Origin of the sequence: Klebsiella sp. KPN54798 (assembly GCF_021184225.1) — a bacterium.
GTDB classification, from domain to species: domain Bacteria; phylum Pseudomonadota; class Gammaproteobacteria; order Enterobacterales; family Enterobacteriaceae; genus Klebsiella; species Klebsiella pneumoniae.
Map to the genome: position 1 here is coordinate 22,643 of NZ_CP089235.1, position 14,241 is coordinate 36,883.

Annotated in this window: 14 protein-coding genes and 2 pseudogenes; 4 read left to right on the forward strand and 12 right to left on the reverse strand. The window is 49.3% G+C overall.

Annotated features, from left to right (window positions below):
• Positions 1–74: 74 nt before the first annotated feature.
• A pseudogene (locus tag LPQ25_RS26095) lies at positions 75–185 on the reverse strand (glutathione ABC transporter permease GsiC); the annotation flags it as partial.
• A gap of 34 nt (positions 186–219) precedes the next feature.
• Here LPQ25_RS26095 and LPQ25_RS27320 point away from each other — a divergent pair.
• The 4 genes and pseudogenes from LPQ25_RS27320 to LPQ25_RS26115 form a co-directional block, all read left to right on the forward strand.
• A pseudogene (locus tag LPQ25_RS27320) lies at positions 220–366 on the forward strand (T6SS phospholipase effector Tle1-like catalytic domain-containing protein); the annotation flags it as partial.
• A 655-nt stretch (positions 367–1,021) separates the two neighbouring features.
• A complete protein-coding gene (locus LPQ25_RS26105) occupies positions 1,022–1,234 on the forward strand; it encodes a hypothetical protein (protein ID WP_004181742.1) in 213 nt (70 codons plus the stop codon).
• 93 nt (positions 1,235–1,327) lie between these two features.
• Complete coding sequence (locus LPQ25_RS26110) at positions 1,328–1,606, forward strand: type II toxin-antitoxin system TacA family antitoxin (protein ID WP_004118062.1); 279 nt, start codon at positions 1,328–1,330, stop codon at positions 1,604–1,606.
• Positions 1,607–2,153: 547 nt separating this feature from the next.
• Entirely contained in the window at positions 2,154–2,558 is a 405-nt protein-coding gene (locus LPQ25_RS26115; protein ID WP_004118061.1) for a DUF2251 domain-containing protein, read from the forward strand.
• Positions 2,559–2,833: 275 nt separating this feature from the next.
• On the opposite strand, the gene LPQ25_RS26120 is transcribed toward LPQ25_RS26115, so the two are convergent.
• The 11 genes from LPQ25_RS26120 to LPQ25_RS26170 form a co-directional block, all read right to left on the reverse strand.
• Positions 2,834–3,316, reverse strand: coding sequence for a hypothetical protein (locus LPQ25_RS26120; protein ID WP_032720951.1), 483 nt, complete (start codon positions 3,314–3,316; stop codon positions 2,834–2,836).
• 378 nt (positions 3,317–3,694) lie between these two features.
• Positions 3,695–5,194 carry a helix-hairpin-helix domain-containing protein gene (locus LPQ25_RS26125; RefSeq protein WP_004196935.1) on the reverse strand — a complete coding sequence of 500 codons (1,500 nt, stop codon included), beginning with the start codon at positions 5,192–5,194 and terminating at the stop codon, positions 3,695–3,697.
• Between the two features lie 27 nt (positions 5,195–5,221).
• Entirely contained in the window at positions 5,222–6,955 is a 1,734-nt protein-coding gene (locus tag LPQ25_RS26130) for a PP2C family serine/threonine-protein phosphatase (RefSeq protein WP_011251311.1), read from the reverse strand.
• Entirely contained in the window at positions 6,955–7,995 is a 1,041-nt protein-coding gene (locus LPQ25_RS26135; RefSeq protein ID WP_004026583.1) for a TerY-C metal binding domain-containing protein, read from the reverse strand. Before LPQ25_RS26135 ends, LPQ25_RS26130 begins: the two co-directional genes overlap by 1 nt.
• A 92-nt stretch (positions 7,996–8,087) precedes the next feature.
• A complete protein-coding gene (locus LPQ25_RS26140) occupies positions 8,088–8,726 on the reverse strand; it encodes a vWA domain-containing protein (protein ID WP_004210266.1) in 639 nt (212 codons plus the stop codon).
• Positions 8,727–9,368, reverse strand: coding sequence for a TerD family protein (locus LPQ25_RS26145; RefSeq protein WP_004026586.1), 642 nt, complete (start codon positions 9,366–9,368; stop codon positions 8,727–8,729). It lies immediately after the preceding gene.
• 24 nt (positions 9,369–9,392) lie between these two features.
• On the reverse strand, positions 9,393–10,031 hold the full coding sequence (locus LPQ25_RS26150; RefSeq protein ID WP_011251313.1) for a vWA domain-containing protein: 639 nt from the start codon (positions 10,029–10,031) through the stop codon (positions 9,393–9,395).
• Between the two features lie 479 nt (positions 10,032–10,510).
• Positions 10,511–10,969, reverse strand: coding sequence for a ribbon-helix-helix protein, CopG family (locus tag LPQ25_RS26155; RefSeq protein ID WP_004196888.1), 459 nt, complete (start codon positions 10,967–10,969; stop codon positions 10,511–10,513).
• Positions 10,970–10,971: 2 nt separating this feature from the next.
• Positions 10,972–12,195 carry a DUF4236 domain-containing protein gene (locus LPQ25_RS26160; RefSeq protein ID WP_011251314.1) on the reverse strand — a complete coding sequence of 408 codons (1,224 nt, stop codon included), beginning with the start codon at positions 12,193–12,195 and terminating at the stop codon, positions 10,972–10,974.
• Positions 12,196–12,205: 10 nt separating this feature from the next.
• On the reverse strand, positions 12,206–13,162 hold the full coding sequence (locus tag LPQ25_RS26165; RefSeq protein WP_011251315.1) for an HpcH/HpaI aldolase/citrate lyase family protein: 957 nt from the start codon (positions 13,160–13,162) through the stop codon (positions 12,206–12,208).
• Complete coding sequence (locus tag LPQ25_RS26170) at positions 13,162–14,241, reverse strand: cysteine protease StiP family protein (RefSeq protein ID WP_004026596.1); 1,080 nt, start codon at positions 14,239–14,241, stop codon at positions 13,162–13,164. Before LPQ25_RS26170 ends, LPQ25_RS26165 begins: the two co-directional genes overlap by 1 nt.

Here is a 14,241-nt window from a genome sequence, read left to right on the forward strand (position 1 = left end):
GCGCCTTGAGCCTCACCTACGCACCTCTCGGAGATCGAAACGGATCGGGAGCGTCACGCTGAACGACGGCTGCCCAGCCCCATCTGATGGCGGATGTTTTCGACCAATTTCGGCGTTGCGCTGCACCAGGCGATCTGGCGTGACGGGTCGGCGGGCAGTATAAACAGCAATTGACAGCAGATCAGCTCGCCTTCAGCAAGCCGCTACGCTACGACGGTTACCTGGGACGTGAAGCTCACCCTGCGCCCCGGCGTGGCGGAAAAGGTCTTTCACATCACGGCCGCGAACGAGTGTCGCTTTAACTTTGCGCTGAACAGCGTGAAACCGGCCTGGCCTGAACTGGCGCTACCCGGCGCACATTCCGATAACGTGAGTTTTCGTTCCATTGAGCATCAGACCCCAATACGTAGTGAAGGTCTTGCTCAATACTCGCCGGACGGAATTATTCATCATCACCGGCAGGGGCTGCAGTGCTGGTATGCACTTTATAGCAGTCCACCCGGCGGGACAATTCATGAAAGCTGGTGGGATCGGACCATCACACTCAAAACGTAAGACAACATGCCTTATAGCCCTGCAAAGCTTTTGCCCCGGAGCGCCACGCTCTGCGTGGGTCGCGACTGTGCACATTTTCGGCATATTCTTTTTTTCTTTTTTTTTATTTTTTCTCTTTTTTTCGTCCGCGCGGGGGCGGTGGGCCTGGCACGGTGAAGGTCAGAATCCTTAAGGGTATGTTGTCTTACGCAGGCTCTTTTGCTGCCTGCAGCACTTGCCGGCGATCAGAATCAGGAAAATGTCCATCGCCAGTTTTCCCTCATTTATGGCATACAGTAGACATCAATCCGGTGTAAGGTACCGGTTCTGACCGGACTATTTCCCCTGGGGCTGCTGTTCGTTACAGCTCTGAGCTGATACCGTGGATACGCGGCTTGTTCTTACGCTTATCACCGAAAGTGGCGAACGGTCCTTACGGGCTAACGCTTTAACAGAATTAACGCCAACTTTGTTAGGGAGATAATAAGTGAACATCGAAGCGAAGCAGTTTCTTACCGGCAGCGGCAGAAGAGTACTGACAAATGAGGGCAGACAGGGTATGGGTGGAGTTGCTGGTGTAGGCTCTTCAACCGAGAAAATGCTGGGCTACGTCGCTGAAGCTGTTTTTGAAAACTGCGGCCAACTGGATAACCAACAGCTCGATGACATTATCAGCTGGATACAACTTTATAAGTCCTGAATGATGCATGAGTGTACAATGCAGCTCGTGTTTCTAACCGACGAAGCGTGCCAGATTTGAATTGTATATAAATCTGCTACACATGGGGTATCTATGAAACCTGAAGTTCGTGAAGCTCCGATTAGTATCCGAGCCAAAAAATCACAGCGTGACCTGATCGACATGGCCGCAAGCCTGGTCTCAAAATCACTGACTGATTTTATGCTTGAGGTCGCCTGCAGGGAAGCACAGGACATTCTGCTTGATCAACGCCTGTTTCTCCTCAATCACAACCAGTTTAAGGCGTTTATAGAGGAGCTTGACGCCCCAATAACGCCGGAGCGCAAGACGCGAATCGATAACCTGATGAACCGCAAATCACAATGGGAATGAGAGCGCCTGAATCCCTGACGGCTGAACATAACATCGCTGATGTTCTGTTGCCAGGTGCCTGCCCTTAATAAGTGGTTAAAGACAAAGGCTCTCAGAAACCACAGTACCGGCATTTCCCGTGTCTATGCCGTTTGCGCAGAAAACACGAACCGGATCATCGGTTATTATTGTTTATCTTCGGGTAGCTTCCGCCATAAGACAGTGCCTGGGACATACCGACGCAACGCACCTGATGTCATTCCGATCATTGTCCTGGGACGGCTTGCCATCGACCACTCCTGCTCCTGTGCTTATCCTCCCGGGTAGATCGGGCTTTTATGAAAACAGTGACATGTATAGGGAAGAGGGATGCCGGAAAGCGGGTTGGACGTCCTTCAGTACTGAATGAAGAACAGAAACTACGGTGATTGCACAGATTAAGCGGGAGTCGTTTTTCAACAAAATGCCTGCAGGTCAGGGGAGAATTCATCGCAGGGATGTTATGGTAGATTGCTTGCCAGTTTGAAAGTAGCCTTATCAGACATTCAGGGAAAGGAGAGTCATCGGTATGACAATTTTAGTGACGCTACAGGCTCAGCTCATTGTGGGAGAAGAGCAGGTGATAAAAAGCCTGGCTCCTGAGGGGATGCTGGCGGCCGTATTTGAAGACGACGGCCGGACCGGGTATTTCTATGCGCTCGATGAGTCCCTTGAAGGAAACCCGATTCTTGATGCAGTGCATATCTACAATGTCGAGGATATATCAGACGCCCACATTCCTTCTGACGTTAAAATCGGCTGGTCTGAAGACAGTCAGAAGTGCGTGCTCCTTATCAACGGATATCCGCATGCAGCGTTCGATTTCGTGGGGAAAAATGGGTACTGCAGAAGCGGATACCCACCCCCGATTAACAAGGTTTGGTCTGTGTCTGGCCATGAATGGAGCGATTCGGTGGATGACTTTTTCCGGTGAGTTACGGTGGGCTTAACGCCTGCCGCTTTTCTTTATCCAAAGTGAAAATGTCGCCCTGAAGAGACCGGACGATTTCATGGACTTTCAAATGATAAACCAGGTATCCAAATGCCCGCTTCTCTTTCATGCCTTAAATGACGAAGTCGTGGCGTTTTACACAAAGTTTGGATTCGAGACCTCTGCAGTCAATGCACTGACATTATTGTTCCCGGTCAAAGTATGAAAACGGCTCGGCGCTGATGGAAGGCTCGTCCGGGGCAGGATAGCAGGTGATGTTACTCATACTTCCCTGGGACTGGCTCCCCCATATAGGTGTGGGTACAGCAACGGCAAGTTACCTTAACGTCCTTTCCCATAATCGAAGGGTTTACCTGTTGTAAGATTCCATTTCCATCAACAAACAGGCCCGGATAAAAGCTGCTGTCACCGATACGTACCAAATCTCTTTTCTGATGCTCATGCAGCGCGACCAACCAGAAAACAGGCTCTGTTGTATCAAGACGACCACATACTTCGCTGAATACCTTATCCCAGGGTTGGCCAATCTGTTTGACGAGAAAGTAAAACAATGGGGTATAGTCACGGCCTCTCTTTTGCCTGCCATGCATTGTCTCGCGCTTTGCCAGCAGCTCGTCTTCGGCTTTTTTACGGTTTCGCCCCCAGCGATACTCCCCCCCCGGATTAATTGAATAATGCCGCGTAGTTGTATTATCACTGCGATATAGTTTACGTGACTTGTTCAGTTTATGAGTACGCATAGCCTGGTCTTCTATATGCTTCTTTCTTATGTGAGCCAGAGCGCTCACCGGATCCGGGTTCAGTAGCCTGTGATGGCTAAAATTAAGGTCATGTTTAAAGGTGCTTGTCTCATTCTGCTGAGGTATCTTTCGCCAGACAACTACCAAAATTCCGTTTCTGGCCCAGAGTGGCCTGTCAGGTGAAGTTGAGCTCTGCGCTGCAACAATGTCAGGTCAGGGTTAATGTAAAGCTAAATTTCATACCAACAAAGACATCCATTACCCCACAAATACCCCTGGAATAAGCCCGGCTCGTGCAGCAGGGCTTATCTGATTTACATACCAAAACGCCTGATAACGTTTTACCTCACTCCACCTTTTGCTGGTGATGAATATCAGTTAATTCACCACGAGTTGTACCACTACCAGCCGTCCACCATCCTCTGAAGAAAGGATGAACTGGGTGTTGTCCTCCAGCAGCAACTTTTCACCAATGCCGACCGTTTTCCGATCGGGAAGTGATATGAGCCCGCTAAGCCCCTCGTTAACCAGCCACCACTGGTCATTATGGAAGACGAAATAACCAACCCTTTTCTTCTGCTCATCGGTGGTTCGTTCGTTAGGAGCAATCAGTCGGTTGACGTGCCATGCATATAATGACTGACCGCTCCACACCATAAGCCGGTGATCATCTGGCCTGAAAGTTCCAGCCTTTCTCGACGAATACAGATTCAGGATGGGGAGTTTGCCTTTGTACGGTGTACCGCAATAGGGACAAACGGGTTTGGTCTTGCCATTGAAAACGTACCATTTCTGGTCACAATCATTGTTCTGGCATGGCTGGATGAGATCAACGGTTTTTACCAGGGCGCTCTCCCATTCATCGGCTGTCGGGCGCTTCGACGGATCATGCAACCCGTCAATAAAAGCCCGGTCGAAGAGAGGTTTCAGGTAGGGCCCCATAATGGTGTACGGGATTTTCTGAGGATCTGCCCACGGGAGCGAAAACGATGAGACCTGATTAACCTTAACTGCATTGCTTCTGTCAGTCGGGTGTTCGATAAAAAGTGCCCGCTCTCCCATGGAAAGCGCCTCATCCCTGACCTCATCATCGATATCGTGAATTTTCCCTCCCCGTAACGGGTGCCGGAAAAGAAGATACATGTAAATGAGTACCGAAAGTGCATGCCGGTCAGTAGCGATACTCGGCAATACGCGGCGGGGATCGTCTTTGGGGAGATGGCTTGTCTTCACCACTTCCGGGGCAATAAAATCAGGTGTACCAACCACGTCTGGAGGATATTTTCCCGGAACCACCAGCCCATCAACATCAATAATGCATGCGTGGCCTAGTTCCGGATCTATCAGCACATTTTTATAACTCAGGTCACTATGACACAGGCCCGCAGCATGCATTCGTCTGACTGCACGCGTTAGAAGGATGCAGACCTTCAGATAGTTAAGCGTATTGCCACGTTCACGCGGATCCAGAAATTTATTCTGATTGTTCGCGCTGGCAAACCATTTCCCTTCCTTTTCTCGTCCTTTGATCCCGAGGAAATCATTGTTTTTGGAACCATATCGGAAGAAGAAATGCTGCTGGTAAGCAGGTACAACAATACCCACCTTATCAGCGTGCTCAACCACATCAGTGGGCCAGCAGAAGAGACCTTTCCAGTAATCTCCACCCGTCTGCTCAAAAATATTCTGCCGGTACCTCCCGGTGATCATGTTGATACGTTCCCGGGCCTGTTCATTCTGCGGTTTATGGTAGAAGGCTACGACATATGATTTATCCGGAGAAAAATAAACGTCTTTCATTGAGCCAGAGCCGATGACTTCATCGACATACTGAATGGTTTTCCCATCCTTAGTTTTGCATGTAATTATATTTGCCATGAATAGCCACCTGCTATCGCATTAATTTCACCAGAGCACAATGATTGTGCGATCATCGTGATTTCCCGGAGAGAAATAGTTAAGCCACTCCACCAGTTGTGCCGAGGCATGTTCAGGGTCTGTGAGTAGGGGAGAGAGCTCGGCCATCAGCCTGTCCCATTTTTGTGGATTCTGAAGCCCGTTATCCGTCTCAAACCAGGGATCGGAAACACCATCAGTCATCAGAACCAGATGCGATATGTCGTTCCACTTACCGATACTGATACGTTTACTGAATCCGGCATCACTGACGGCATCGGCATCCAGAAACCGCGTCTGACCTGCATACTCTCCGCTATCCGGTGTCCCCAGCACTCTGACTTTGCCAGCAGGTCCATATGCAGCTATCGCACCGTCACCTAACCAGAAAGACGCGGCAAACAGATCGGCACCGTCGCGAAAAGTGACGGTCGCGAGTAAAGTTGTTGAGAATGACTTTACTTTATCTTCAGCCAAAATTGCGGCACTGCTGATATTGTTTACGGCCAGTACCGCTGCCTGTCTGAAGTGGTGGTTCATAAACTCCCATACTGCTCGCTGATCTTCACTGTTCCAGCGAAGGACCCTGTTTTTGATCTCAAGCCCTTTTTCAGTCTTGAACTGGTTGAAGAGATAGTTACCAACGGTTTCAGAAACGATACGGGAGCCTTCCCGGGAATATTTAGCGCTCCCCGCGCCATCAGCTACCAGTAATACACTCCATCCGGATACATCACTGAAGTTGAGGTAATAATCGTCGTCACGAAAAGAGCCTACATGTTCATGGGAGCGTCCACGACGGCTTGCTCCGGCAATATGAATACCTGACCGACAGACACTCTGGTGGTCGATACTCTTCTTGTAGAATGGTGCATCAGAAGGCGGGTCAATCACTTTCCAGAGACTTTTCGGATCAGGGTTCACGACAAAAAGTAACTTTTTTTCATTATCACGATGTGAGCTGCATGACCATTTCACAGTCAGTTCAAAGTCTCCGCTCTGCCCTGGTGTCCCCTGGAGGCGTCGCTCATTGATATCAAATATCAGCCCTATGTCCTGAGAGAAGTTAACCTCCGTGATCTCTGCCTCAACACCTGTATCGGTCGCTATTTCCAGTCGAACATCGTAGGGTTCACCTGCCCGTGCATTTGGCAGCATGATAAACACCTCCGGCACTTTTCCGGGGGCAGGGGATGTTTTATTCTCCACTCTCTGAGGTACTTCCCCGGGCCGTAAAGCACTGACTGCGGAGTCAGCTGAAAGGTTGTCAGAAACAACCGGACTGGTTTTATCCATGTCTTCTGGTTGCGCCGTGACGGAAGCCTCAGTCTGTAAGACCCCGGTTGCATCAGGAACTTCTTCAGTGTGTCCCTGAACGCCTTCTGACGCTGTATCATCCACCATTTCACTATGCGCTTCCTGCTTATCATTTCCCTGAAGTGCAGTAGCGGCATGGACGGGTTCAATCTCAGGTCGATCAGCTTCGCTTTCACCAGAGTTTTGAGGTGGGAGGATATTGTCAGAAAAAGGCTGGGTAAGACATTCTGAAACTGTTTGAGTGTTCTCCGCCGGTATGGCTTCGCTTGCACAGTGTTGAATGACCGTTTCTCTCAGCTGCCGCACAGCAAGGGCAACATCAGGTATGTTACCAAGACAGCATACTTTATCAGCATCAGTCGGTTCCCCTGATGCCTCCAGAATGAGAGCAATAATTTTATGTTCAGGTGTAATGAACTCGCTCATTAGCCGCGTCCTCTGCTAACGTTAAAATCTGAATTTCCACCCTCGCTCTGAAAGGACAAACCTTTCCCACACCATGGGCAGTTCACATCATCAGGCCCATCAATACAGAGAAGTTTTCCGCAGGTACACATCGCAAAAGCACTACTGTTTCCGCAGTGTGGGCACCCTGGTACGCCATGGAGTTCACTGGTGTTTATCTGCGCCCCGGCTACGGACATATCCGTCCATGAGAAGTAATCTTCATCCACAGGATAACAACCAGCAATGTTGAAGCTGTTAAGGTTTAGATCGAAAGCGAGGCCCGATACCCTGGCTGGCGGACGCTCATACTTAATCAGATAGGGTCGACGGGTTTTACTGCAACGCCCGGTTAATACCACACAGTTTTCATCGTATGCACGGGCTGTGTCATCTTTGGCAAGCTTGACGATATAGTCAGTTTGTTTCAGGGGCGGCTGAGAATCCTCGCCAACACTACGACTGTGAGCTGTGACTGAAGCTGTGATCCACTGGATAAACCGCGAAAAATCGCCTTCCTGATTTTCGGTAAACGATAAGACGTTTTCAGTCAGTTGCCTGAGTACACTGAGATCAACTGATGGTCCGATCCCCACAGCAATCATATTCACTTTTTTTGCGTAAAATTCGTTCCAGCGCTTAACCTCAGCTGAAATGTCATCTGTCGGTCGGCCGTCAGTAAGTAAGTAGACAACTGGCTTCCAGTCACCTTTTTCTTCCAGCGTCGTTTTTCGGACCTGAGAATCTATTTGTGTTGTCAGTTCCCGTAAGGCAGTCGCGAGGTTAGTTCCTCCACCAACAGGAAGGCGAGGGGGATAAAAAGACACAATGTCATGTAACGGGACAATCGTTCTGGCAATACCGGCAAAGGCAATTACTGACACCCAGACAGTCTCCAGAGCATGAGGGTCCTTACGCAGATCGCTCACAATCTTCTGCAAGCCATCATTCATCCTTTTCAGGTTTTCACCAATCATGGACTCAGAACAGTCCAGAACAAAAAAAACGGGAAGTCGTCTCACAGGAAACTCCCTCATAGCAAAATGTGACGTCCATAGCAGAGATGGACTTTATCGGTATAAGGCAGGGTTATTCCCTGCCATACCGGCGTAAGTTACAGAACAAGCTGGATTTCGGGCGGTGGCGGTGGAAGTGTGTCCGAATCAGTAGTGATTCCGGCACTGGAGCTTCCTGAAGCCACGCTGGCACTGACCCATTTGAAAAAGCCTGAAAATGCGGTCGAATCCAGTGTTTCAAGAGCCACAACTTTGTCAGTCAGTAGTTTCAGATGTTCGTGTCCCGCTTTAGGGCCAACAGCACAGGCTATAATGGAACCAAACGAACGCCGCTGAACCTCTTTAACAGCTTCCCCATAAGCCCAGGCATCTGACGGAGTACCATCTGTCATCAGAAACACCAGCGGTCTCCAGTCGCCTTTCTGTTCACCATCAGAGCGGCGAATATCCCGGTCGACACACTGGATCAGACATTCAAGCGCCGCGCCGGTAAAGGTGCCGCCCGCACTTGGTACTTCTATATCAGAAAACTGAAAGTCAGCCAGGGCAGTGAGGGGAACATACTCCCGGGCTTCATTATCGTATGTAATTATTGAGATATGGACGCTTTCAAGCGCATAAGGGTCCTGTCTCAGGGCACTCAGCATAGCCTGCACACCCACATTCACTGAATGTATCGATTCTCCTCTCATTGAGCCGGAAGTATCGATGAGCAGATATACGGGTAGTCTTCGCATTTAGATATAGTTCCTCAGATGGCTTACGAACGAATCGGAGGTGGAAGGCTCGCCTATCGCATTCAGTTTCCAGCCACTGGATTCCCGGACAAGCTCAGCAAAGACCATCGATCGCTGACCATTAAAGGCTACACCGCCGGAGAGGTCAAAGCGTGCCATTTCCACATTTTTTCCGTCTACCGCCCGGATAAATGCATTTTGCACTTTTCCAAAGTGCTGCTGTAATTTTTCGCCGTTGTAGATCTGAACAATAAAGACAATTTTTTCGTACTTCGGATCGATGCTGTTTAGTTTTACGATAATTTGCTCATCGTCTCCGTCACCGGCACCTGTCCGGTTATCGCCGGTCAACCAGATCTGCCCTGATTTATGGCGAAGACTGTTGAAGAAGACGATATCGCCGTTAACCAGTGTCGGCTTACCATTTTCAACATTGCCAAGGTCAGTCACTTTACCGGCTGCGTTGCAGAGAAAGGCAATAACATCGAGGTCATACTCTTCCTCTTTTTTGCCAAAAATTCCACCCAGGAACCCCTTTTTCTCTTCATTGATGTCCCAGCCAAGACCTATCGTGACTGAGGAAAGATCGAACTCATTTTTACGCAGGCTGACGCCTTGCCCTTTCCGTAAGCTGACAGTCATAGGATCCTCTCTTAAGTTGATTGTTTATAAAACCACGTTTACTTCTGGCGGCGGTGGAGGCAAATCATCAAGACCGATAACTTCTTTTTTACCGGCATCGACTTTCTGGCTACCTACGGAAACACTGGCAGACACCCATTTGAAAAAAGCTTTGATGGAAGAGCTGTCGGCAGTGTCCAGCTGGAGAACAATCTCTGTAATCTCCTTAAGTACCGCTGTGTCGGCATCGTGACCGGCAGCACAGGCTACAACAACACCTTTTTTGGCTGCTTTGAATTCATTCACTCCTTTACGCCAGTCATCAGTAGGGCCACCATCCGTCATCAGGAAAACGAGTGGACGCCAGTCGCCTTTTGTCTCCGCTGTCGTTTTCTGAACTTCTGCATCAATTCGGTTTGCAGTCAGGGATAAGGCTTCGCCCAGAGCGGTAGTTCCGCTTGCCGAAAAAGAGGGGAGATTGAAACTGAGGAGATCTGTAAGAGGTACGGCCTGACGAGCAGTAGAGTCGAAAGTAATGACAGAGACATATGCAGTTTCCAGTGCATAAGGATCCTGCTTCAGGGTGGTCAGTAGTGTCTGGACACCATTTTTAACTGCCTCTATAGGCTCTCCGTGCATTGAACCTGATGTATCGAGAAGCAGATAGACGGGAAGTCTTCTCATCTTAAACTTTCCTTAATGGTTGATGGGGGAGCTCATTTCCTGAACATGGTTTTATAAACACTTCATATCATATTACTAAAAACAAAGGCATATAGTTAGTTCAGCAATCACAAAGTGAGATTTTCACGTTGTTTCAAACGCGCGAGTTGGTTGAGCAACAATACAAATTTGCAATATCTCAACAATACGATCCCCGCCATTATTAGTAGGCATTCGCCATATTGATAACCCGTCGCCGGAAAACTGGACAGGTCATAATCTATATAAAATATGGTTTAACGTTTTTGCATTTAATAATACGGCGACGATGGTCAGTTAAAAGAAAACCAATAAAATAAAACACAGGGATTATTTATGAATTAAGAATCTTTATTTTATTAATTTGCTTTTTATCTGTAGTTATACAATAAACACCTGTTGGGAAAATGGTAAGGATTGCCGATTAGTGGAGTGAGAACAACCACCCCACTAATATTCTGCTATTTCTTCATTTCATTGATAATTTCATCAATTTTTAACTCTACTAATTTTTCTACTGCCTCGCTTCTTGATGTACCGCTTAGCGCAGCCAGTTTGTCAATTTTGCGAAGAACACGGCGTCTAATCGACAGGGAAACGGAAGTTTTTATATCCTTATCCAGTACTACCCGTGCCCCCTGGTCATGTGTTTTTAAATCAGAATTAAGGTCCAGCGCCTCACTCATTCTCTTTAGTGTTTTCTTATCCAGTAATCCGGAATTTACCATCTGATAAGAGTGGCCAGCCTTACTGTATTTAATTTCAGCCGCGTAAGTTTCCCTCAGCTCTTTGAGCGCCCGGCTTAGTGTCGGCTCAGAACAGGCCAGCGTCGCGGTGATGGATTGCGCCGATACAGGCTTCCCTGAGCCAAGTATGTTAGCCAGGGTGTAAACTCTTTCCTGTCTGGTGTTTAATTGCATATTCAGTCGGTACCTGCCATATGGGTCAGTGGTTCTATAGGCTGAAAAATGTAAGTCGCACTCATTTTCCTGATCAGACCTCGATCACCTAATGCTTCAATGGGGTCAAGGCCACGCAGATTCCCGAAGTTGATTAGCTCGATTTCAGAGCGGCATACCCGCCAGGAAATAATGTACTCGTCTTCAAGATATCCAGTGCGTTTACTTACCCGCTGAGTGAAGCCTGAAATGACGACCTGTTCAAACGGAAGCGTCTGAAAAACGATTGCTGCCAATCTCAGCAGGCATCCGTGAACGTGTTTAGCGTAACTTTCCCGGACCGCTTTCTGTGTCATGGCTTTTTCATTGATATCAGTTCCCCGGGCATTCACGCTATACACTTTATCAGGCATATCCTCAATCTCAGGTAAATCAACATCAAGCCAGACTGTTGATTCTTCAGGCCGTACCTCAAACGACACCAGTGTTTCTCGCGGCCATTCTGTTTGCGAGAAAACTTCCTCAAGACAATGTTCAAAGAAGCGGGCGTCAGAGCGGAATTGCTCTTTCGCTAAGGCTACAGACTGCGTGTAATTTTTTTCATGCTCCTGGTACTGATGCTGCCATTCTGCGTACTGCTCAGCCCAGGCTATACGCTGTTTCTCATAACGCTGCTTCAGCAACGCATTTTCACGTTCAATATCAGCGACGGACGTCTGCCACCGCCGAAGATTTTCGTTCTGTCGCTCCTGTCGGGCTGCATCAGATTCAAACCATCCCCCAAGGAACCCGCGACCGGCATGCTCATCAGGTTCTGGAGGAAGTGGAATATATTCAGGTTTGTTTGGTCGTACCGGCGCAGGAAGAGAGAAACTGCCCTGACGGAGCGCCAGGTTCTGTGTCTCGAGCGTGGCCCAGGTATTCCCTCCCTTTGGGGAAGGGGAGAGTTCATTGATATTGGTTATCGCTGTTACGGTGGACATCAGTTTTTCCACCACCAGCTCCAGTTCAGACCTCAGACCGGGATCTGCCTGATGCCTGGTATTCACTCTTTCCCGTGCTGTTCTGTCAATCCGGGTGCGGTAACTCAGTCCCGTTCCGGGAAGACCCAGGTTGGCAAACGTTCCATTCTTTCCCACTGACAGCGAAGCTCCACGGGGGCCAATACTCAGGCTGGGGGCCCCGTTACTCAGGTTAACTCTGACCCCCGGGATAATGCTGATCGATTTACGAAATCTGAATCCCATATATGCTTCCTTAGTGCTGCTTAGAAACTGGAATAAGCCTGATTCCTTCCGGATTTTGCCCCGTAGTCAGACCGTATACCTGTCCCCGTCCCAGGATCCCCTGAGCCCACCGGCGATGGGTGGCCGGTTCACACATCGCTCCCTGAGATTTGAAGACTGCCTGGGTGGAATTCAGAATTCGTAACGCATCTGAATGCTCACCAGGAGACACTTTAAGCGCCTCCTCTATCACACTAATCTGATCAGGATGAATGGCCGTTTTCCCCACCAGCCCATGGGCGATATCCATAGAGAGTTCTCGTCCCAAAACGCCGTGATCGTCGATGTGTTCGCATACTGGTGCGGTAAGCGCAAAATCACGAGGAGCGAATACTGACACAAGCATTTTTATGACATAACCCATAGGAGTGTCATAAAGGGTCAGATCCCGTGGCCGTCGCAGAGACACGACGTTCATGAGATCGTTTCCGCCGATCCGCAAAGCGATTATGCGGTCACGGCAGTCATGACTCGAAAGTTCATTTGCCAGCGCCTGCATTTTAATAACATCATAGACTTCTTCGGTTTCAAGCGTTGGCATCATCATCAATGATGTTCCTGCCATGATGTCCCACCAAACCGGGAGCGTGGAAAGGGTGAATTTGGGCAGTACAAAACCATCAACTGCACTCAGGTCCAAATTAGTCGTTAACCATCTCCCCATATCAGGGTGACGTGGGCGGATAAATACCAGTGGGTACTTCTCATCATCGTTGACGGCTCTTGCGTGTCTCAATTGCTTCAAAAACAGTGAAAGATTCTGAATCGCAAGAGGGATGTCATGCTCGCTGACCGCATCTTCCAGGCAGACAACCAGAGAGCGCAGCCCCGGTATTTTCCCTTCCAGAACGACCTCAGCGATATCCTTGCGTGTGGCAGGCATATATAGCGTGGCACCGAGTTCCCATGGGGTGGGTTGTTTTTTCATCAGCGTACCTTTTTGATAATGGTAACCGCACGATACTGACCGAGCGTATCCCCGGCTTCCGTCACCTGGATACCTTTCTCTTTTGCCAGCCCAACCAGAAGAGAAACATCCGGGTCATCCATCTGGCGAACAAAAACATGATCAGGTACACGACGCAGAACCGCCCGCGTCGCTTCAGCGATACCCGGCTTAATGCGGTTAATGCTGTCCACCTCATAACGCTCAGCAAGGCTCTGGATAACTTTTCTGCTCAGCTGCCAGCGTGCGGCATTTTTCCCTGCGTCCCAGCCAGAAGCGGGAAGGGGTTTACCGTCAAGCTGTTCACGGAAATGTGCTACCGTATCCACCAGCATCTGGCTGCATTCAAAAGACTGAAGGTGATCGCAAACCACACAGCCATGCAGGCCTTCTTCGGCCCAGACAGAGCGCGAAATCAGACCCGAGACAGGCGCGCCCATGATACCGAACGGGATAAGCCAGTCATCGTCACTGGCAGCAAGCCAGGCACATCCGCAGGGGTCAGCCAGCACAACCAGTCGAGGCTGCTCCGGATAACCGGGACGGTCCTTCAGTGTGCGGGATAATTCGCCGGTAATAGCTCCTTTTCCCGTCCAGCCGTCGACAAACACTATGCCACCAGTACCATGGCGTGATTCGATAAAATCAAGCGCCGCAGCATCAATACCCCTGTCGCGGATAATGCTGATCCCGTAGTGGAAAGACTGTTTACCCATCGCACGCAGAGCCTGGTGCAGCATTACCCCCAGTGGAACACCAGCTCTGACCAGGCTGACCAGGACAATGGGTTCATCGCCAGCACGACGGGCCAGTTCACGAGCAAGATAAGATACCTCCCGTGCCAGACGTGCAGCTCCCGAATCAAGCGCACGGGTGAAAAGATCCAGGTGCCAGCGGGTAGGCTCTGGTTCCTGGCTTAACATGTCGGAATAATGCATTTTTCCTGACTGAATCAGTTCTTCCTTCAGGTCAACCGGTGTCATCTCCATGACAATGGGTTTCAGCAAAAAGTGAACATCGTCAGGTTTATAGGAACCAGAAAACGGGGCAAAATGCGACAT

What these genes read in the sequence shown, in the direction of transcription:
- LPQ25_RS26110 (WP_004118062.1), top strand. Translation starts at nt 1,328, where the DNA reads ATGAAACCTGAAGTTCGTGAAGCTCCGATTAGTATCCGAGCCAAAAAA.
- LPQ25_RS26115 (WP_004118061.1), top strand. Translation starts at nt 2,154, where the DNA reads ATGACAATTTTAGTGACGCTACAGGCTCAGCTCATTGTGGGAGAAGAG.
- LPQ25_RS26120 (WP_032720951.1), bottom strand. Translation starts at nt 3,316, where the DNA reads ATGCGTACTCATAAACTGAACAAGTCACGTAAACTATATCGCAGTGAT.
- LPQ25_RS26125 (WP_004196935.1), bottom strand. Translation starts at nt 5,194, where the DNA reads ATGGCAAATATAATTACATGCAAAACTAAGGATGGGAAAACCATTCAG.
- LPQ25_RS26130 (WP_011251311.1), bottom strand. Translation starts at nt 6,955, where the DNA reads ATGAGCGAGTTCATTACACCTGAACATAAAATTATTGCTCTCATTCTG.
- LPQ25_RS26140 (WP_004210266.1), bottom strand. Translation starts at nt 8,726, where the DNA reads ATGCGAAGACTACCCGTATATCTGCTCATCGATACTTCCGGCTCAATG.
- LPQ25_RS26145 (WP_004026586.1), bottom strand. Translation starts at nt 9,368, where the DNA reads ATGACTGTCAGCTTACGGAAAGGGCAAGGCGTCAGCCTGCGTAAAAAT.
- LPQ25_RS26150 (WP_011251313.1), bottom strand. Translation starts at nt 10,031, where the DNA reads ATGAGAAGACTTCCCGTCTATCTGCTTCTCGATACATCAGGTTCAATG.
- LPQ25_RS26155 (WP_004196888.1), bottom strand. Translation starts at nt 10,969, where the DNA reads ATGCAATTAAACACCAGACAGGAAAGAGTTTACACCCTGGCTAACATA.
- LPQ25_RS26160 (WP_011251314.1), bottom strand. Translation starts at nt 12,195, where the DNA reads ATGGGATTCAGATTTCGTAAATCGATCAGCATTATCCCGGGGGTCAGA.
- LPQ25_RS26165 (WP_011251315.1), bottom strand. Translation starts at nt 13,162, where the DNA reads ATGAAAAAACAACCCACCCCATGGGAACTCGGTGCCACGCTATATATG.
- LPQ25_RS26170 (WP_004026596.1), bottom strand. Translation starts at nt 14,241, where the DNA reads ATGTCGCATTTTGCCCCGTTTTCTGGTTCCTATAAACCTGACGATGTT.